Source organism: Paraburkholderia bengalensis, assembly GCF_037126505.1.
Taxonomy (GTDB): domain Bacteria; phylum Pseudomonadota; class Gammaproteobacteria; order Burkholderiales; family Burkholderiaceae; genus Paraburkholderia; species Paraburkholderia bengalensis.
Genome location: NZ_JACFYJ010000012.1, coordinates 61,826 through 79,775, shown reverse-complemented (window position 1 = coordinate 79,775; position 17,950 = coordinate 61,826). Strand labels below are relative to the sequence as shown.

General features: G+C 63.0%; 22 protein-coding genes and 1 pseudogene. 1 reads left to right on the top strand and 22 read right to left on the bottom strand.

Features of this window, described 5'->3' with window-relative positions; translation table 11 throughout:
• Positions 1-19 precede the first annotated feature (19 nt).
• A complete protein-coding gene (locus tag H3V53_RS10500; RefSeq protein ID WP_054918629.1) occupies positions 20-1,228 on the top strand; it encodes a Do family serine endopeptidase in 1,209 nt (402 codons plus the stop codon).
• A 196-nt stretch (positions 1,229-1,424) separates the two neighbouring features.
• Here H3V53_RS10500 and tatC read toward each other — a convergent pair whose 3' ends face one another.
• The 22 genes and pseudogenes from tatC to H3V53_RS10390 form a co-directional block, all read right to left on the bottom strand.
• On the bottom strand, positions 1,425-2,198 hold the full coding sequence (gene tatC / locus H3V53_RS10495) for a twin-arginine translocase subunit TatC (protein ID WP_054918628.1): 774 nt from the start codon (positions 2,196-2,198) through the stop codon (positions 1,425-1,427).
• A gap of 42 nt (positions 2,199-2,240) precedes the next feature.
• On the bottom strand, positions 2,241-2,789 hold the full coding sequence (gene tatB / locus H3V53_RS10490; RefSeq protein ID WP_054918625.1) for a Sec-independent protein translocase protein TatB: 549 nt from the start codon (positions 2,787-2,789) through the stop codon (positions 2,241-2,243).
• 55 nt (positions 2,790-2,844) lie between these two features.
• Positions 2,845-3,081 carry a Sec-independent protein translocase subunit TatA gene (gene tatA, locus H3V53_RS10485; RefSeq protein WP_054918622.1) on the bottom strand — a complete coding sequence of 79 codons (237 nt, stop codon included), beginning with the start codon at positions 3,079-3,081 and terminating at the stop codon, positions 2,845-2,847.
• Between the two features lie 345 nt (positions 3,082-3,426).
• Entirely contained in the window at positions 3,427-3,792 is a 366-nt protein-coding gene (locus H3V53_RS10480) for an HIT domain-containing protein (RefSeq protein ID WP_054918620.1), read from the bottom strand.
• Positions 3,793-3,829: 37 nt separating this feature from the next.
• Positions 3,830-4,225 carry a DUF4870 family protein gene (locus tag H3V53_RS10475; RefSeq protein ID WP_336597862.1) on the bottom strand — a complete coding sequence of 132 codons (396 nt, stop codon included), beginning with the start codon at positions 4,223-4,225 and terminating at the stop codon, positions 3,830-3,832.
• A gap of 96 nt (positions 4,226-4,321) precedes the next feature.
• Positions 4,322-4,696: a phosphoribosyl-ATP diphosphatase gene (locus H3V53_RS10470; protein ID WP_336597861.1), complete on the bottom strand. Its 375-nt coding sequence runs from the start codon at positions 4,694-4,696 to the stop codon at positions 4,322-4,324.
• Positions 4,693-5,103, bottom strand: coding sequence for a phosphoribosyl-AMP cyclohydrolase (gene hisI / locus H3V53_RS10465; RefSeq protein ID WP_336597860.1), 411 nt, complete (start codon positions 5,101-5,103; stop codon positions 4,693-4,695). Before hisI ends, H3V53_RS10470 begins: the two co-directional genes overlap by 4 nt.
• Position 5,104: 1 nt before the next feature.
• Positions 5,105-5,878 carry an imidazole glycerol phosphate synthase subunit HisF gene (gene hisF, locus H3V53_RS10460; RefSeq protein ID WP_054918615.1) on the bottom strand — a complete coding sequence of 258 codons (774 nt, stop codon included), beginning with the start codon at positions 5,876-5,878 and terminating at the stop codon, positions 5,105-5,107.
• A 133-nt stretch (positions 5,879-6,011) separates the two neighbouring features.
• On the bottom strand, positions 6,012-6,764 hold the full coding sequence (hisA, locus tag H3V53_RS10455) for a 1-(5-phosphoribosyl)-5-[(5-phosphoribosylamino)methylideneamino]imidazole-4-carboxamide isomerase (RefSeq protein ID WP_054918613.1): 753 nt from the start codon (positions 6,762-6,764) through the stop codon (positions 6,012-6,014).
• Positions 6,765-6,962: 198 nt separating this feature from the next.
• Positions 6,963-7,604 carry an imidazole glycerol phosphate synthase subunit HisH gene (gene hisH / locus H3V53_RS10450; protein WP_054918611.1) on the bottom strand — a complete coding sequence of 214 codons (642 nt, stop codon included), beginning with the start codon at positions 7,602-7,604 and terminating at the stop codon, positions 6,963-6,965.
• A complete protein-coding gene (locus H3V53_RS10445) occupies positions 7,601-8,221 on the bottom strand; it encodes a MarC family protein (protein ID WP_336597859.1) in 621 nt (206 codons plus the stop codon). Before H3V53_RS10445 ends, hisH begins: the two co-directional genes overlap by 4 nt.
• A 52-nt stretch (positions 8,222-8,273) precedes the next feature.
• Positions 8,274-8,861, bottom strand: a complete 588-nt coding sequence (gene hisB / locus H3V53_RS10440; RefSeq protein WP_028367589.1) for an imidazoleglycerol-phosphate dehydratase HisB — start codon at positions 8,859-8,861, stop codon at positions 8,274-8,276.
• 60 nt (positions 8,862-8,921) lie between these two features.
• Complete coding sequence (hisC, locus tag H3V53_RS10435) at positions 8,922-9,992, bottom strand: histidinol-phosphate transaminase (RefSeq protein WP_336597858.1); 1,071 nt, start codon at positions 9,990-9,992, stop codon at positions 8,922-8,924.
• A gap of 151 nt (positions 9,993-10,143) precedes the next feature.
• Positions 10,144-11,466 (bottom strand): histidinol dehydrogenase, encoded by a 1,323-nt coding sequence (hisD, locus tag H3V53_RS10430; protein WP_336597857.1) that lies wholly within the window; start codon positions 11,464-11,466, stop codon positions 10,144-10,146.
• Positions 11,467-11,508: 42 nt separating this feature from the next.
• Positions 11,509-12,207 (bottom strand): ATP phosphoribosyltransferase, encoded by a 699-nt coding sequence (gene hisG / locus H3V53_RS10425; RefSeq protein WP_336597856.1) that lies wholly within the window; start codon positions 12,205-12,207, stop codon positions 11,509-11,511.
• Entirely contained in the window at positions 12,204-13,466 is a 1,263-nt protein-coding gene (gene murA, locus H3V53_RS10420) for a UDP-N-acetylglucosamine 1-carboxyvinyltransferase (RefSeq protein WP_336597855.1), read from the bottom strand. Before murA ends, hisG begins: the two co-directional genes overlap by 4 nt.
• A 231-nt stretch (positions 13,467-13,697) precedes the next feature.
• The gene (locus H3V53_RS10415) at positions 13,698-13,937 is read right to left on the bottom strand and encodes a BolA family protein (RefSeq protein ID WP_054918605.1); all 240 of its coding nucleotides are present in this window, start codon (positions 13,935-13,937) and stop codon (positions 13,698-13,700) included.
• A 23-nt stretch (positions 13,938-13,960) separates the two neighbouring features.
• Positions 13,961-14,716, bottom strand: coding sequence for an ABC transporter permease (locus H3V53_RS10410; protein ID WP_054918603.1), 756 nt, complete (start codon positions 14,714-14,716; stop codon positions 13,961-13,963).
• Positions 14,713-15,639 (bottom strand): ABC transporter ATP-binding protein, encoded by a 927-nt coding sequence (locus H3V53_RS10405; RefSeq protein ID WP_336597854.1) that lies wholly within the window; start codon positions 15,637-15,639, stop codon positions 14,713-14,715. The genes H3V53_RS10410 and H3V53_RS10405 overlap by 4 nt, the downstream gene beginning before the upstream one ends.
• 258 nt (positions 15,640-15,897) lie before the next feature.
• Entirely contained in the window at positions 15,898-16,203 is a 306-nt protein-coding gene (locus tag H3V53_RS10400; RefSeq protein ID WP_336597853.1) for an STAS domain-containing protein, read from the bottom strand.
• The gene (locus tag H3V53_RS10395) at positions 16,200-16,832 is read right to left on the bottom strand and encodes an MlaC/ttg2D family ABC transporter substrate-binding protein (RefSeq protein ID WP_336597852.1); all 633 of its coding nucleotides are present in this window, start codon (positions 16,830-16,832) and stop codon (positions 16,200-16,202) included. Before H3V53_RS10395 ends, H3V53_RS10400 begins: the two co-directional genes overlap by 4 nt.
• A gap of 462 nt (positions 16,833-17,294) precedes the next feature.
• A pseudogene (locus H3V53_RS10390) lies at positions 17,295-17,948 on the bottom strand (MlaA family lipoprotein); the annotation flags it as partial.
• Positions 17,949-17,950 lie beyond the last annotated feature (2 nt).

The following is a 17,950-nucleotide window of genomic DNA, read 5'->3' as shown; positions in this document are numbered from 1 at the left end:
ATACACCTCTAATTTTCAGATGCTCAGACGCTTTTGGCTGTTCTTCGCCCAGGCGGTGACCGTGCTGCTGGCGCTGATGTTCATCATTGCGACCCTCAAGCCGCAATGGCTGCAGCGTCAAGGGCAGTTCGGCAAGCAACTGGCCGAGCCGATCGTCGCGCTCCGAGAGGTGGCACCCGGAATCGGCAGCGGTGGCGCGGCCCAGAATTCCTACGCGGACGCGGCGCAAAAAGCGATGCCCGCCGTCGTCAACGTGTTTTCGAGCAAGGACGGCTCGCTTCCGCCCGATCCGCGCGCCAAAGATCCCCTGTTCCGCTACTTCTTCGGCGACAAGAACAAAAAGCAGCAAGAGCAACCCGCGGCCAATCTCGGCTCGGGAGTTATCGTGAGTTCGGAAGGTTACATTCTAACGAACCAGCATGTCGTGGACGGCGCAGATCAGATCGAAATCGCGCTGGCCGACGGCCGCACGACGAACGCGAAGGTGATCGGCGTCGATCCCGAAACCGATCTCGCCGTGCTCAAGGTCAACATGACCAATTTGCCCACCATCACGCTCGGCCGGATGGACCAGACGCGCGTCGGCGACGTGGTGCTCGCGATCGGCAATCCGTTCGGCGTCGGGCAGACCGTGACGATGGGCATCGTCAGCGCGCTCGGGCGCAATCACCTCGGCATCAATACGTTCGAAAACTTCATCCAGACGGACGCGCCCATCAATCCCGGCAATTCGGGCGGCGCGCTCGTCGACGTGAACGGCAACCTGCTCGGCATCAACACGGCGATCTATTCGCGCTCGGGCGGCTCGCTGGGCATCGGCTTCGCGATTCCCGTCTCGACGGCGCGCAGCGTGCTGGAAAGCATCATCACGACGGGCACGGTGACGCGCGGCTGGATCGGCGTCGAGCCGCAAGACGTGACGCCTGAAATCGCGGAATCGTTCGGGCTCGACCAGAAGTCGGGCGCGATCGTCGCGGGCGTGCTGAAGGGCGGCCCTGCGGACAAGGCCGGCATCAAGCCCGGCGATATTCTCGTGGCCGTCAACGGTCAGGACATCACCGATACGACGCGCCTGCTGAACGTGATCGCGCAGATCAAGCCCGGCACCGACGCGAAGGTGCATCTGGTGCGCAAAAACAAGGAAATGGATCTGACGGTGATGATCGGCAAGCGCCCGCCGCCGCCGAAACAGCCCGCCGACGAAGGCGATGACGATGAAGGCGGTTGACAGTCGGATTGAGCGGCTGCGTTGAGCGGTCGGATTGATCGGCTTTAGCGCGAAGGTTCATGCTTCAGGCAAGCCGTCGAAGCAAACACGACGGGCAACAAAAAGGGCAGTCTCCATCGGAGCACTGCCCTTTTTGGCATCTATCTGCGGTACGCGGTTCCGGCTGGCGCGGCGGCCATCGGCGCACACCAGCCGTTCAGCTCGCGGCCTCGTTCTCGGTCGACGCAACCGGCTTGCTGACGAAGAGCCGCGCCGCGATGATCCCCGCTTCGTACAGCACGATCAGCGGAATCGCCAGGATCAGTTGCGAGAACACGTCCGGCGGTGTCACGACGGCCGAAATCACGAACGCGCCGACAATCACGTACGGACGGATTTCCTTGAGCTTCTTGATGGTCAGCACGTTCATCCGCACCAGCAGCACGACGACGATCGGCACTTCGAACGTCACGCCGAAAGCAATGAACATCGTCAGCACGAAGCTCAGGTAGTTGTCGATATCCGTTGTCATCTCCGCACCGAGCGGCGCGTTGTAATGCGCCATCACGCGGAAGATGGTCGGAAACACGACGAAATACGCGAACGCCATCCCGCACAGGAACAGCGTGTAGCTGCTGCCGACCAGCGGCCCAACCAGCTTCTTCTCGTGCTGATATAGCCCCGGCGCGACGAACGCCCAGATCTGATACAGCACGAACGGCAACGCGATCACGAAAGCGACCAGCATCGTCACCTTCATCGGCACGAAGAACGAGCCGGTCACATCGGTGACGATCATCTTGCCGTCCTTCGGCAGATTGTTCATCAGCGGACGCGCGAGAAGCCGGAAGATGTCGGGCGCCCAGTACACGAGCCCGACGAACACGACGATCACCGAAATGCCCGCGCGAATGATCCGGTCGCGCAGTTCGACGAGATGCGAGATGAAGGTCTCTTCAGTGCCTTCATTCTGATTTTGGGGGTCGCTCACACCGGCCCTCGGTTGGAGATTGATACGCGGGACATCGGAAGATCAGAAGAAGCGCGTGGGGCGACGCAGGCTGACGGGCGTGTGCCTTGCGACGCGCGCCGCACCCGATTGCACACGTGTGCGCCGCAACGTTGCGTGCTTGTACCAGGTCGGCGTGGCCGTCTGCCTGACGCGCCAGTTCTTGCGCTTGGGCGTGCCCGCATTGGCGCTGCGCCAGGACGTGCCGTCCGTCATGACGTGCGAATCGTCCGTCGCGGAGGCCAGGCTCTCGACGGCGCCGCCCGCAATGCTCGGCGACACCGACGTGCCCTGGGCCCACGCCTCGTTCAGTTCGGTTTCGTGCTTGCGCAGATTGTCGTGAATCGTGGTTTCGACGTTTTGCGCGGCGCTTTCGAACTCCGTCTTCATGCGTCGCAATTCGTCGAGTTCGATTTCACGCGTGACTTCGGCCTTTACGTCGTTGATATAGCGCTGCGCGCGGCCGAATAGCGCGCCCGCCGTGCGGGCCACGCGCGGCAAGCGCTCCGGCCCGAGCACGACCAGCGCGACCACGCCGATCAACGCCATTTTGGTCAAACCGAGGTCCAGCATGGATTGGGCTTCCCGTCAGTGCGCGCGCACAGCGCAAGCGTCGGCTGGCGCCGTGTTAGCGGGAATCGCCGGAATGCGGCGCCTTTTCCTTTGCGTCGACATCGACGGTATTCGTGCGCGAAATCTGGTCGCGCGGCGGCGCATCGGGCGTTTCGCCGTCCTTCATGCCTTCCTTGAAGCCCTTCACCGCGCCGCCCAGATCGCTGCCGATGTTGCGCAGTTTCTTCGTGCCGAAAACCAGAGCGACGATCAGCAGAACGATCAGCCAGTGCCAAATACTCAACGAACCCATGAAAATCTCCTTAACCCCCACCGTCGTACTTGGGCGACGGCGACTGTATGCCTTTCGGCTGAACCGAAGCGCGTTCCATGCGCTCCCTCTGTGAAACTACCGCCGACGCCTTTTCATTGCATCGGCGCCCACGCCTATCTGTCTCATTATGAACACGCCTGCGAGTCGCTGTCGTTACATCCCTACATAAAATGGCGACTTCGCCAGCCGGTTGCGCCATTGTGCGTAGTCAAAAAACGCATGCGGCGAATCATTGTCGAATCGGCCGCGCGATGACCAGACAGTATCGCGCCTGGCGAAAAACGGCGCAGCTTGCGCGCCTTCATCCCCGCTTCATCCCTGCGTTCATCCCATACGCAGCCACGGACGCGGCCCCGCCAGCAGATGCGCGTGCAGGTGATACACCTCCTGTCCGCCGCCAGGCCCCGTGTTGATGACCGTGCGGAAACCCGTCTGCCCGCCCGTGTAGGCGACGCCCAGCTGATCTGCGAGGCGCGCAACCAATATCAACATTTTACCAAGCAGGGCGGCGTCGCTTTCGGTGCAGTGCGACAGCGTATCGATGTGCTTGCGCGGGATCACGAGTACATGCGTTTCGGCTGCGGGCCGGATATCGCGGAACGCGACGAACTCGTCGTCTTCATGGACTTTCGTCGACGGGATTTCCCCCGCGGCGATCTTGCAGAAAAGGCAGTTCGGATCGTGGCTCATGGTCTTGGTGGACGGCGAATGCGACGCGCAAGGGCAATCAGAACCAGCCGCGCGGGTTCGTCAGCGGCTTGTTGTCGTACAGGTACAGCCAGCCTTTGATGATACGGTACAACGTCCAGATCGCGACAGCCCACAGGATGGGCACGCCGATCAGCACGATAAAGAGCGCCACGCCGATCAGGTGCCCGACCAATCCCATCCAGAACGTGCGGATCTGCCAGTCGAAATGCGCCTCGTACGGCGTGCCGACCGTCTCCGGCCGCTTGATGTAGTTGATGATGATCGCGACGAGCACCGAAATGCCACCCGTCAGCCAGTACACGGCATAGAGCGCATAGATGATGTGCGTCAGCGTGCGCAGCCCGCGCTGCCGGTCGATTTCGACCGCGCTCTGGTACGACGGAGGCGGATATCCGCCGTGCGACTGTTCCATGCTTGCGTCCTCCAGGAGAGTGCGAACGGAGTCTGTTGCAGAGCCCGTACCGCGTCGGCGACCGTCGACTGGCTGCGCGCATTGCGCGAGACAGGCTCAGTCGCCGTTCTGCTCGCGCTCGCGGCTCTTGCGCAACGCCTTTTCCTCGATGCCCGACAACCCTTCGCGGCGCTCCAGTTCGGCGAGCACGTCGACGGGATTCAGATCGAAGTGCGACAGCATCACGAGACAATGAAACCACAGATCGGCCACTTCGTAGACCAGCGCCTTGCGCTCCGCGCCCAGCCGCACGTCTTTCGCGGCCAGCACGACTTCCGTGGCTTCTTCGCCGATCTTCTTCAGCACGGCGTCGTCGCCCTTGTGAAAGAGGCGCGCGACGTACGAAGCGTCGGGGTCCCCGCCCTTGCGGCTATCGATGAGGGCGGCGAGGCGGCGAAGCGTGTCGGCCGTGGATTGCAGATCTTGCGTCATTTGTAGATATGTTCGGGGTCTTTCAGCACGGGATCGACGGCAACCCAGTTGCCGGCATCGACCGAGCCTTCGAATTTCTGGAAAAAGCACGAGTGCCGGCCCGTGTGGCACGCGATGCCCGACACCTGCTCGACCTTCAGCAGCACGACGTCTTCGTCGCAATCCAGCCGCACCTCGCGCACATGCTGCACGTGGCCCGACTCCTCGCCCTTGAACCATAGGCGTTGACGCGAACGCGAGAAGTAGACGGCGCGGCCCGTTTCGATTGTTTTGGACAGCGCTTCGCGATTCATCCACGCGAACATCAGCACGTCGTTCGTGGAAGCTTCCTGCGCGATCACGGGTACGAGGCCGTTCGCGTCCCACTGCACCTTGTCGAGCCAGCCGACTTCAGATGGATTGATCACGTTACAACCTCACCGAAATGCCCTGATCGGCCATGAAGTGCTTGCACTCGCCGACCGTGTGCTCGCCATAGTGAAAAATGCTCGCGGCCAGCACGGCGTCCGCGCGGCCTTCCTTGATGCCGTCGGCCAGATGCTGCAGCGAGCCGACACCGCCCGAAGCAATGACGGGAATGGGCACCGCGTCGGACACCGCACGCGTGAGCGCAATGTCGAAGCCGCTTTTCGTGCCGTCGCGGTCCATGCTGGTCAGCAGGATTTCACCCGCGCCGAGTTCGGCCATCTTGCGCGCCCACTCGACGGCGTCGAGCCCCGTGTTCTTGCGGCCGCCGTGCGTGAACACTTCCCAGCGCGGCGTTTCGCCCTCCGCCGACACCCGCTTCGCGTCGATCGCGACGACGATGCACTGCGAGCCGTATTTATCGGTCGAATCGCGCACGAGCTGAGGATTCGCGACGGCCGACGAGTTCATGCTGACCTTGTCCGCGCCCGCGTTCAAAAGACGCCGCACGTCTTCGACGGCACGCACGCCGCCGCCGACCGTCAGCGGAATGAACACCTGCGAGGCCACCGCCTCGATGATGGGCAGGATCAGGTCGCGCTGGTCGGAGGTGGCCGTGATGTCGAGGAACGTGAGTTCGTCGGCGCCCTGCTCGTCGTAGCGGCGCGCGATTTCGACGGGATCCCCCGCGTCGCGCAGTTCGACGAAGTTGACGCCCTTGACCACGCGGCCAGCCGTCACGTCCAGACAGGGGATGATGCGTTTAGCTAAAGCCATGATCTTGCTGATTCTTGCCTATACCGCTGGGTGAGGCCGCTCGCACGTGAACCGAGTCACGAGAAGCGGCATAAGGCCTGCACGCCGGAAACCGGCAGCATGCGCGCCGTCGGGCACGCACCGCGAGAGCGCTTTAGGCGTCGTCCGATTCGCGCAGGCGATCTGCGTGCGTCTGCGCCGCGGCGAAATCGAGGTCGCCCGAATAGATCGCGCGGCCGCAGATCACGCCTTCGATCCCCTCGTCTTCCACTTCGCACAGCGCTTCGATGTCGCCGAGGTTGGACAGCCCGCCGCTCGCGATCACGGGAATCTTCACCGCGCGCGCGAGGCGTACCGTCGCCTCGATGTTGATGCCCTGCAGCATGCCGTCGCGGCCGATGTCGGTGTAAATGATCGACTCGCAGCCGTAGTCCTCGAACTTGCGCGCGAGGTCGGCGACTTCGTGGCCTGTCAGCTTGCTCCAGCCGTCGGTGGCCACCTTGCCGTCTTTCGCGTCGAGCCCGACGATGATATGCCCGCCGAATGCCGTGCATGCCTCCAGCAGGAAGCCCGGATTCTTCACGGCCGCCGTGCCGATGATCACGTATTCGAGGCCGTCATCCAGATAGCGTTCGATCGTATTCAGATCGCGGATGCCGCCGCCGAGCTGCACGGGAATCTCGCCGCCGACTTCTTCGATGATCGCGCGAATCGCTTCCTCGTTCTTCGGCTTGCCGGCGAACGCGCCATTCAGGTCGACGAGGTGCAGGCGCCGCGCGCCACGGTCGACCCAATGTCGGGCCATCACCGCCGGTTCCTCGTGGAAAATCGTCGCCTGGTCCATATCGCCCTGTTTGAGGCGTACACACTGACCGTCTTTCAGGTCGATGGCGGGGATCAGCAGCATAGCAATCGGGTGTTGTCTGGGAGAAAAGTTGAAGTTCGGCTGGCGGGAAAACCGGCTGCGGCCCGCGCCAGGCCGTTCCGCTAGTTTAGTACATGTCTTTCGGCGACCTTGCCGATCGGCTTCTGGCGCGAATGCACCGGAACAAGGCAATAAAACCGGACGAAGAACATGGACGGTTGAAGACGCTGACGAAAGAGATCAGGGATTCCAGTGCACGAAGTTGCGATACACGCGCAGGCCTGCGTCGGCGCTCTTTTCCGGGTGGAATTGGGTCGCAAAAATGTTATCCCGCGCCACCGCCGAGGTAAAGGGCACACCGTACACCGTTTCGCCCGACGTATGCGCGGCATTTTCCGGCACGACGTAATAGCTATGCACGAAATAGAAGAACGCGTTGTCGGCGACGCCATCCCACAGCGGATGCGGCTGCGCCTGACGCACGCGGTTCCAGCCCATCTGCGGCACCTTGAAGCGCGAGCCGTCGTCTTGCAACTGGCCTTCCAGATCGAAACGCACCACCTTGCCGGGCAACAGGCCGAGGCCCTTCGTGTCGCCTTCCGCGCTCCAGTCGAACAGCATCTGCTCGCCCACGCACACGCCCATCAGCGGTTTGTTGCGCGACGCCTCGACCACAGCCTCCTGCAAGCCGGATTCGCCGAGCGAGCGCATGCAGTCGGGCATCGCGCCCTGGCCGGGCAGTACCACGCGGTCGGCCGCGCGAATCGCTTCGGGCTTGTCGACGATGGCCACGTCCGCTTCAGGCGCGGCTTTCCGCAGTGCCTGGGCCACCGAACGCAGGTTGCCCATTCCGTAATCCACAATCGCTATCGAAGTTTTCATTTCAAGTTAGGCAGCAACGCCTTCAATCCGTTGACGATGAACTCCACCGCCAGCGCCGACAACATCAGGCCCATCAGCCGCGTGCCGATATTGATTCCCGTCCGCCCCACCCAGCGGGCAATCGGTTCAGCGAGACTCAGCGAGCCGAAACAGAGCGCCGCAATCACGGCGCCAATGGCAATCAGACTAATCCGCTCGTACCAATGAGGATAGCTGGCCGAATAGACAAGGACGGTACTGATGGAGCCCGGCCCCGTCAGAAGCGGAATCGCCAGCGGCACGACGGCGATGTTGTCCTTCATCTCCGCTTCGTGCCGTTCTTCCGGCGTCGAGCGCGCATTGCCGACCTGCGCGTTCAGCATGCTGATCGACATCAGCAGCATGATGATGCCGCCCCCGACTTCCAGCGCACCGATCGAGATGCCAAAGAAACGGATGATCTGCTGTCCGATCAGCGTCGACACGGCGATCACGCAAAACACCGAGATCGATGCGATACGAATCGTGCGACGCTGCTCCGCGATCGATTGCTGCTGCGTCAGACTCAGAAAAAACGGAATCGCGCCGACCGGGTTGATCAACGCGAGCAGCGAAATAAACGACTTGATGATGTCCATCTCAAGCCGGCCGCGCGCAGCGCAGCCGGTCCTATTGGTGGAGGTGTGTCGCTCAGAGACTGCCCTTGGTCGACGGAATCTGTCCCGCCGCGCGCTCGTCCAGTTCAGTCGCCATGCGCAACGCGCGGCCGAACGCCTTGAACACCGTTTCCATCTGATGATGCGCGTTCAGGCCACGCAGGTTGTCGATATGCAGCGTAACGCCCGCATGGTTCACGAAGCCGCGGAAAAATTCGATGGACAGATCGACGTCGAACGTACCGATACGCGCGCGCGTGAAAGGCACGTGGAATTCGAGGCCCGGACGACCGGAAAAATCGATCACGACGCGCGACAGCGCTTCGTCGAGCGGCACGTAAGAATGGCCGTAACGGCGGATGCCCTTCTTGTCGCCGACTGCTTTGGCGATGGCCTGACCCAGCGTGATGCCGACGTCTTCGACGGTATGGTGATCGTCGATATGCGTATCGCCATGCGCTTCGATGTCCAGATCGATCAGCCCGTGACGGGCGATCTGGTCGAGCATGTGATCGAGGAACGGCACGCCCGTGGCCAGCTTCTGCTGACCGGTGCCGTCCAGGTTGATCTTCACACGGATCTGCGTTTCGCTTGTGTTGCGAACGACTTCCGCAAGGCGCATGGCAATTCCTCGAATCTGACTTGAAAAAGTGGGGGTTTTAGAAAAAGTGCCGGCGCGACATCAATTCAGCACGAGTTTCAGCGCGGCGAGCATTTGCGCGTTTTCTTCCGGCGAACCGACCGTCAAACGCACGCAATTCGCGAGCAATGGATGCATTTTACTCACGTTTTTGATCAAAACCCGCGAAGTAAGCAGGGTTTCGAACGTCACCGATGCATCCGGCACGCGCACGAGCAGGAAGTTGCCCGCGCTCGGGAACACCTGCGCGCCCGGCAGCGCGGCGATCGCCTGCGCCAGTTTCGCGCGTTCGTCGCGCAGTTGCGCGGCCTGCGCGTCGAGCACGTCGATGTGACCGAGCAGGAAATCGGCCGTAGCCTGCGTCAGCACGTTGACGTTGTACGGCGGACGCACCTTGTCGAACTCGTTGATCCACTCGCTGCGGCCCGCCATGTAGCCAAGGCGGATGCCCGCCAGCCCCAGCTTCGACACCGTGCGCATCACGACCACGTTGTCGAACTCGCCCGCGCGCGGCATCCAGCTGTGCTGCGCGAACGGCTGATACGCCTCGTCGATCACGACGAGGCTTTGGTTCGCCGCCTGGATGAGGCGTTCCATGTCGGCGGCATCGAACAGCGTGCCCGTCGGATTGTTCGGATACGCGAGATAGATTACGGCGGGCTGATGCTCGCCGATTGCGGCAAGCATGGCGGCCATGTCGAGCGTGAAATCGGCCTTCAGCGGCACGCCGACGAAGTCCATGTTCGCGAGCTTCGCGGACATGGCGTACATCACGAAACCGGGCACGGGTGCCAGCACCTTCGCGCCCGGCGTCGAGCACGCGACGGAAATCATGCTGATCAGTTCGTCCGAGCCGTTGCCGAGCAGCACGTCGCAGTTCGCGGGCACGTTCATCGTGCGCTTGAGCTTGTCGAGCAGCGCCTCGGGGCGCGGCGCGGGATAGCGGTTCAGCGCGACGGCCGCCAGATGCTCGCCGAGCTGCGCAGCGAGCGCCTCGGGCAGCGGAAACGGATTTTCCATCGCGTCGAGCTTCACGAGACCCGTCGCGTCGGCGACGGGATAGCTCGTCATCGCGAGCACGTCGCGGCGAATGATGTCTTGAGGTGTCGTCATGGCGTCAATGCGCCCGTCTTCCGACAGGCGGCAGCGCAATGGGGCAGCCGCGGCCGCCCCGGGTTTGAAGTCTCGATGTTCGTGAAAGCGTCGTCCGTCCCGCAAAGCGCGCCCTTTGCCCGCTCGAGACGGCGCCTCGCCGCAAGAAAGATCAGCCTGTGTTCTTCATCCGGTATTCGGCGCTGCGCGCGTGCGCCTGCAGGCCTTCGCCGTACGCGAGTTCGGCGGCGATTTCGCCGAGCGTCTGCGCGCCGTCCGCGCTCACTTCGATCAGGCTCGAGCGCTTGAAGAAATCATAAACGCCGAGCGGCGACGAAAAACGTGCGGTACGAGACGTAGGCAGCACGTGATTCGGCCCCGCGCAGTAATCGCCGAGACTTTCGCTTGTGTAGCGGCCGAGGAAGATCGCGCCGGCGTGACGGATCTGCTGCGCCCACTGCTGCGGCTCGAGCGCGGAAATTTCGAGGTGTTCCGGCGCGATGTCGTTGGCGATCGCGCACGCCTGCTCCATGTCGCGCACCTTCACGAGCGCGCCGCGTCCTTCCAGCGACGCCTGGATCACGTCGCGGCGCGGCATGGTCGGCAGCAGCTCGTTGATCGCGTCCTGCACGCGCGCGATGAAGCCGTCGTCCGGGCACAGCAGAATGGATTGCGCGAGTTCGTCGTGCTCGGCCTGCGAAAACAGATCCATCGCGACCCAGCGCGGATCGGTCGTGCCGTCGCACAGCACGAGAATCTCCGACGGCCCGGCGATCATGTCGATACCCACCGTGCCGAACACGCGGCGCTTCGCCGACGCGACATACGCATTGCCCGGTCCGCAGATCTTGTCGACGGCGGGAATGGTTTGCGTGCCGTACGCGAGCGCGCCGACGGCCTGCGCGCCGCCGATCGTGAACACGCGATCGACGCCGCCCAGCAGCGCCGCCGCCAGCACGAGCGGATTCTTCACGCCATCGGGCGTGGGCACGACCATGACGATTTCGCGCACGCCCGCCACGCGCGCCGGAATCGCGTTCATCAGCACCGACGACGGATACGCTGCCTTGCCGCCCGGCACGTAGATGCCCGCGCGATCGAGCGGCGTGACCTTCTGGCCGAGCACCGTGCCGTCGGCTTCCGTGTATTGCCAGCTATGGCTGCCGCATTCGATCTTCTGCTTTTCGTGATAGCCGCGAACGCGCGCCGCTGCGGCTTCGAGCGCCGCGCGGCGCTTCGGCTCGAGGCCTTCGAGCGCGGCTTCGAGTTCCGACATCGGCAGTTCGAGCGCGGCCACGCTCTGGGCGTTCAGCCGATCGAAGCGATTCGTGTAGTCGAGCACGGCGGCATCGCCGCGCGCCTTCACGTCGGCCAGAATCTGCGCGACCGAGCGCTCGATCGCTTCGTCTTCGCTCGCTTCGAACGCGAGCACCGCATGCAGCGACTTCTGGAAATCTTCAGTGCTGGAATCGAGTTTGCGAATCTTGATAGACATGCTGGTATCCGTTTCGGTAAGGCGCGCGAGCCAGACGCGGGGTCAGGCGGGTGCGTCCATGCGTTGCGACGCGCGCTGGAACGCATCGAGGATCGGCGCCAGCGCCGCGCGCTTGAGCTTGAGCGCCGCCTGGTTGACCACGAGGCGCGACGAGATCTGCATGATCTCTTCGACTTCGACGAGATTGTTGGCGCGCAGCGTGCCGCCCGAGCTGACCAGGTCGACGATCGCGTCGGCGAGGCCGACGAGCGGCGCCAGTTCCATCGATCCGTACAGCTTGATCAGATCGACGTGCACGCCTTTCGACGCGAAATGCTCGCGCGCCGTCTGCACGTACTTGGTGGCGACGCGCAGGCGCGCGCCCTGGCGCACGGCGTTCGCGTAGTCGAAGCCGGCCGCGACGGCCACCGACATCCTGCAGCGCGCGATGTCGAGATCGATCGGCTGATACAGGCCGCTGCCGCCGTGCTCGATCAGCACGTCCTTGCCCGCGACGCCGAAATCCGCCGCGCCGTACTCGACGTACGTCGGCACGTCGGTGGCACGCACGATGATCACGCGCAGGTTCGGATCGGTGGTCGGCAGAATCAGCTTGCGCGAAGTCTCGGGATCTTCCGTCACTTCGATGCCCGCTGCCGCGAGCAGCGACACCGTTTCCTCGAAGATGCGGCCCTTCGACAGCGCGAGCGTCAGCGGCTTGGCCACGGCTGACGACGACGACGTTTGCGGCAACTCGCTCATGCCTGATTACCTTTGATGCGGCGCACTTTCGCGCCGACTGCGGTGAGTTTCGATTCCATCCGGTCGTAGCCGCGATCGAGGTGATAGATGCGGTCGACGAGCGTTTCGCCTTCCGCGCACAGGCCCGCGATCACGAGGCTCGCCGACGCGCGCAGGTCAGTTGCCATCACCTTCGCGCCCGACAGTTTCTCGACGCCGTTCACGAGTGCCGTCTTGCCGTCGATCGTGATGTTCGCGCCGAGGCGGTTCAGCTCCTGCACGTGCATGAAGCGGTTTTCGAAGATCGTCTCGACCACTTGCGCCGTGCCGTCGGCGAGCGTGTTGAGCGCCATGAACTGCGCCTGCATGTCGGTCGGGAACGCCGGGTATTCGGAGGTGCGGAACGACACGGCCTTCGGGCGTTGATTCATGCGCACGCGCATCCAGTCATCGCCTTCCTCGATCGTGACGCCCGCTTCGCGCAGCTTGTCCGTCACGGCTTCGAGAATCTGCGGACGGATGTGGCGCAGCGTGACGTCGCCGCCCGCCGCCGCGACCGCGCACAGGAACGTGCCGGCTTCGATGCGGTCCGGCACCACCGTGTGCTTCGCGCCGTGCAGCTTGTCGACGCCCTGAACGACGAGACGGTCCGTGCCGATGCCGTCGATCTTCGCGCCCATCGCGACGAGCAGGTTCGCGAGATCGATCACTTCCGGCTCGCGCGCCGCGTTTTCCAGCACTGTCTCGCCATCTGCGAGCACGGCCGCCATCAGCAGGTTTTCGGTGCCCGTGACGGTGATCATGTCGGTGATGATGCGCGCGCCCTTCAGACGCTTCGCGCGCGCTTCGATGAAGCCGTGCTCGATGTTGATCTCGGCGCCCATCGCCTGCAGGCCCTTGATGTGCTGGTCGACGGGACGCGCGCCGATCGCGCAGCCGCCCGGCAGCGACACCTTCGCTTCGCCGAAACGCGCGACGAGCGGACCGAGCACGAGAATCGACGCACGCATCGTTTTCACGAGTTCGTACGGCGCGACGAGGTTGTCGACCTTCGACGCATCGAGTTGCACCTTGCCGTCGCCGCTTTCCGTGCGCACGCCCATCTGGCCGAGCAACTTGAGCGTGGTGCGCACGTCCTGCAGATCGGGCACGTTGTCGAGATGAACCGGCTCCGCGCTCAACAAGCTCGCGCAGAGAATCGGCAGCGCCGCGTTCTTCGCACCCGAAACGACGATCTCACCAGCGAGCTTTTGCCCGCCTTCAATCACGAGTTTGTCCATGCCTGTTTGTTCCTGATCTGCCCGTCCGCCTGCGGGCGTCTTGTGGGCGGTTGCTGCGGCACCGTTCGCGATGCCGCGAGTCTCTTGTTCGATTCGCACTAAATGTCCAACTAATTGCAGCTACTTTTGAAGCTTATTGTGCAGCTTGTTGTTGCGCTCTTCTTGCAGCCATGTTGTTGAGCACTGTCCCCCGACAAACAGCTCCTGGTGAATCCGGGCAATCCGCTCAGATTACGCGCTTTGCCATTCGGCGGGCGTCAGCGTCTTCATGCTGAGCGCGTGGATTTCTTCCCGCATGCGGTCGCCGAGCGCCGCGTACACGAGTTGATGCCGTTGAATCAGACGCTTGCCTTCGAAATTCGGCGATACGATGGTCGCGAAGAAATGCTGGCCGTCGCCTTCCACTTCGAGATGCTCGCAAGGAAGGCCCGCCGCGATGTAATTCTTGACCTGTTCGGGAGTGGGTAGCATGAGTGCTCCTATGAGTGCACCAGTCAGTGACGCAGCTTGTAGCCGTTGGCGAGCATGCGCATGGCCAGCGCAGCCAGCACGACAAAGAAACCGCCGACGATCAGCAGGCTCCACAGCGGATTGATATCCGACATGCCGAAGAAGCCATAGCGAAAGCCGTCGATCATGTAGAAAAACGGGTTGAGTCGCGAGATTTCGCGCCAGCCGGTGGGCAGCGTGTGGGTCGAGTAGAACACGCCCGACAGGAACGTGAGCGGCATGATCAAAAAATTCTGGAAGGCGGCGAGCTGGTCGAACTTCTCGGCCCAGATGCCCGCGATCAAACCGAGCGTGCCGAGGATCGCCGAGCCCAGCATCGCGAACGCGATGATGTATAGCGGGGCGGTAAAGCTCATCGGAATGAACCAGACCGTCACGATGAATACGCCGAGCCCGACGCACAGCCCGCGCACGACGGCCGCGAGCACATAGGCCGCGTACATCTCGTAGTGCGTGAGGGGCGGCAGCAGCACGAATACGAGATTGCCCGTGATCTTCGACTGGATCAGCGACGACGAACTGTTGGCGAACGCATTCTGCAGCACGCTCATCATCACGAGACCGGGCACGAGGAAGCTCGTGTACATGACGCCCGGATAGACCTGCACGTGATCGCGCAGCGCGTGGCCGAAGATCGTCAGATACAGCAGCGCCGTGATGACGGGCGCGAGCACCGTCTGGAACGACACCTTCCAGAAGCGCAGCATTTCTTTGTAGAACAGTGTGCGAAAGCCGCTCATGCCAGCCCCTCGACGACTTCCGGTCCGTTCATCACCTGCAGGAATACGTCTTCGAGGTCGGCCTTGCGGACCTCGATTTCTTCGAACGTGCAACCCGCCGCACGGCATTGCGCGAGGATGCGCTCGACGTCGTCATAGCTCGACAGGCGCAGCAGATGCTGGCGCCCGTTGACGTCGCCGGGATCGACTTCGAGCGAGCGCAGTTCGGCAGGCAACACGCCCTGTGCAAAGCGAATGAACAGTTGCGTGCCGGCAAAGCGTTGCAGCAGCGTGCTCGTGCGCTCCAGCGCGACGACTTCGCCGCGTCGCAGCATGGCGATCCGGTCGCACAGCGATTCGGCTTCTTCCAGGTAGTGCGTGGTGAGTACGATCGTGTGGCCTTCGCGGTTCAGGCGAGAGATGAACTTCCACAGCGTCTGGCGCAGTTCGACGTCGACGCCTGCCGTCGGCTCGTCGAGCACGATTACGGGCGGCCGGTGCACGAGCGCCTGCGCGACCAGCACGCGGCGCTTCATCCCGCCGGACAGCGCGCGCATGTTCGCATCGGCTTTTTCGGTGAGATCGAGATTGGCCATCACTTCGTCGATCCAGTCGTCGTTCTTGCGCAGCCCAAAGTAGCCGGACTGGATGCGCAGCGTCTCGCGCACGGTGAAGAAGGGATCGAACACCAGTTCTTGCGGCACGACGCCGAGTGCGCGGCGCGCGAGGCGGAAATCGTCGACGACGTCGTGTCCGTGGACCGCGATGCTGCCTTCGTCGGCGCGCGCGAGTCCCGCGAGGATGCTGATGAGCGTCGTCTTGCCGGCGCCGTTCGGGCCGAGCAGCCCGAAGAATTCGCCTTGTTCGACGGTGAAGCTGACGCCTTTGAGCGCTTGCAGATCCTTGTAGCGCTTCCTGACGTTACGAATTTCAATCGCTGACATGACTGTGCGCCGCCGGGGGGACGACGCCTGATTGGTCGCCCGGCAAGGGCGCGAAAGCATGGGGAACGGATTTGGGGCCGGGTGCAAAAGAACGCTTGCGCTTTCGCCGTCGACCCTGAGGGGAACGGCCAGCCGCCAAAAAACGTTTGATTATAGGGCAAAAGTCGAAACCGCCGACTTGCCTTGAGAGAAGGTGAGCCAGCGCACAAACGTGAAACGCGGCGCAAGGCTCACTGACGCCTGTCGATCAGATAAGCGTCAATGTCGTACGGTCAGGAGGCTATCGACGCCGTAGGCTTGAGCGAGGCTGGACAGCCCCGCAGGAAGGTTGACGATCACGAGCGGCGTGCCGCGCGCGGTCGCGGCGCGTTGCCACGCAAGCAGCACGGCGAGCGCCGACGAATCGAACTGCCTGAGCGGCGCGCAGTCGACCGCGGTCGCGCCGACGCCGATGCGCGCAAGCCCAGCCGCGAGCGCCGCTTTCGCGCTCGCGTGCGTGAGCGTGTCGCCCGTTTCGAACGTATTGACCGACGTCCTGACGGGCGCGCTTGTGAAGTTGTTCACGACTGTTTGCCGCCGGCGAGTTGCTGGTTGCGTGCCGTCAGGAACTGGATCAGGCCGTCCACGCCGCTCTTCTGGATCTGCTCGTTGAACTGTTGCTGGTACGCCTGGATCAGCCATGCGCCGAGCACGTTCAGGTCATACACGCGCCAGCCTTGCGGCGTCTTGTATAGACGATAGTCGAGTTCGACGGGCGAGCCGTTGTTCATCACGACCGAGCGCACGACGACGTCGGTGTCGTCCGGATTGGCGCGGAACGGCTTGTATTCGATCTGCTGGTCCTTCACCTGCGCGAGCGCGCCCGAATACGTGCGGATCAGCAGCGTCTTGAACTGCTCGACGACGGCGTTCTGCTGCTCCGGCGTAGCGGTGCGCCAGTTGCGGCCCATCGCGAGTTGCGTGGTGCGGCGGAAGTCCGTGTACGGCAGGATTTTCTCGTTGACGAGCTTCGTGACAGCGCCGATGTTGCCGCTCTGGATTGTCTTGTCGGCGCGCACGGCGTCGATCACCTGCTGTGTGACGGTCTTGACCATGACGTCAGGGTTGTTCGTATCGACGGTTTGTGCCGATGCCGCGCTACTGAACGCAAAAAGTGCTGCAAAAAACGGGATGAAGAAGAATAATTTTTTCATTTCCAGTCCTGCAAAAAAAATAGGCTTAACGTTGGAAGCGACAATATCACGCGAGTTCAGCCGCAATCCACGCCCAAACTGCGAGAGTCGTATCCGAGTGTTACGGCAGGCGGATACCACGCTCGCACGTCACGTCTCTCAGTGCAGCTTCAGCGACGGATAGCCGAAGTGCGCGGGCGGCACGATCTGGCCGGCGGGCACGGTGGGCGGCGCGCCCGTGCCGGACGCGGGTTGCGCGGCACTCGCGCCGCTTGCTGCATTATCTGTTGCCGCGCCCGACGCCGCTTCCGGCGCCGAAGCCGTCGCAGGCTTCGCAGCAGGCGCCGCGCCACCACCCGGCACCGGCGCCGGCGCAGCGGCCGCACCGCCGTCGACGTCCTCGTATTTGGGCAGCGGCGCTTCGTTGCCATAGTCCGGCAGCGCCGTCGACGCGCTGCCGTCCGACAGCAGATAACGCCGGCGCTGCAGATACGCATTGCGCACGAACGAATATTTGTCGAGCGCCGCGCCTTCGAGCACGTCGCTCGCGTTCAGCAGGTTCGCGCGCGTGTTGACGATGTTGACCCCGTAAAGCGCCCAGCTCACGCTGTCCGGCTTCACGTAGGTGAGCGGATTGATGAAGTAGTTGCCGGCGATGCCCACGCCGTCGCGCACCGTGCTCGGCCCGAACAGCGGCAGCACGAGATACGGACCCGCCGGCACGCCGTAGTGGCCGAGTGTCAGGCCGAAGTCATTGTCGTGCTTCGGCAGCTTGGCGATCGTCGCGACGTCGAACAGGCCGCCGACACCGAAGATCGTGTTGATCACGATGCGCATGATGTCCGACACGCCGTCGGCGATCTTCAGCTGCAGCAGGTTGTTCGCGGCGATGTACACGTCGCCGATGTTCGAGAAGAAGTTCGTCACGCTGTCGCGCACGGGCTGTGGGGTGACGAACACGTAACCCTTCGCTACTGGCTTCAACGCGTACTGATCGACCTTGTCGTTGAACGTGAAGATCGTGCGATTGAAGCCTTCGAGCGGATCTTCCTTCGTGGGATTCTGAACCGTTGCACAACCAGCAAGCGTTGCCACCGCCAAAGCGAGCCCCGCGACACGTAAGCGTGTCGTCTTCATTT